The organism is Mammaliicoccus sp. P-M59 (assembly GCF_022386135.1).
GTDB classification, from domain to species: domain Bacteria; phylum Bacillota; class Bacilli; order Staphylococcales; family Staphylococcaceae; genus Mammaliicoccus; species Mammaliicoccus sciuri_A.
Map to the genome: position 1 here is coordinate 1 of NZ_JAJNJJ010000033.1, position 492 is coordinate 492.

The 492-nt window shown below is 34.6% G+C and carries 1 protein-coding gene; it reads right to left on the bottom strand.

Annotated features, from left to right (window positions below; all coding sequences use genetic code 11):
* A partial coding sequence (locus LQ617_RS15825; protein WP_239740794.1) for a hypothetical protein occupies window positions 1-361 on the bottom strand: 361 nt, incomplete at its 3' end.
* Between the last annotated feature and the right edge of the window lie 131 nt (window positions 362-492).

Consider the following 492-nt stretch of genomic DNA (forward strand, 5'->3'; position numbering starts at 1 on the left):
ATTCTTTAAGTCTATCTCTGAAATCCATATACTCTTTCTTACCTGGACACGCTACAAGTTTTCTGTGAATGAACTTTGAAAAGTCTTTGAGTAACTCACGTTGTTTCTCGATATCTTTGATAAGTGAATCTCGTTGTTTGGTCATGTCGTTCAATTGACCCTCTAACTTATAATTGTCATTACATTCTTTATCTAACTTATTGCTTAGTTCATCGCGTTCACGCTTATACTGAATACTTTCTGCTACTGCTTCTTTTAATCCAGCAGTTAATTTGTTGTGTGCTGTTTTGTACTGATCGAGTTGTTTTTTTACCTCTTCATACATCAGCAGCAACTCTACTTGTTCTTTACTACCTTCCATCTACTCCACCAGCCCTTTCTCTTTAGTCCAGATTAATTGGTCTATCCTGTCGTTTTTCATTAAATGTATTTCTAGATATACAAATCGAGAATTATTAGGCTGTAGACTTAATACTTGGTTTATACTGACAT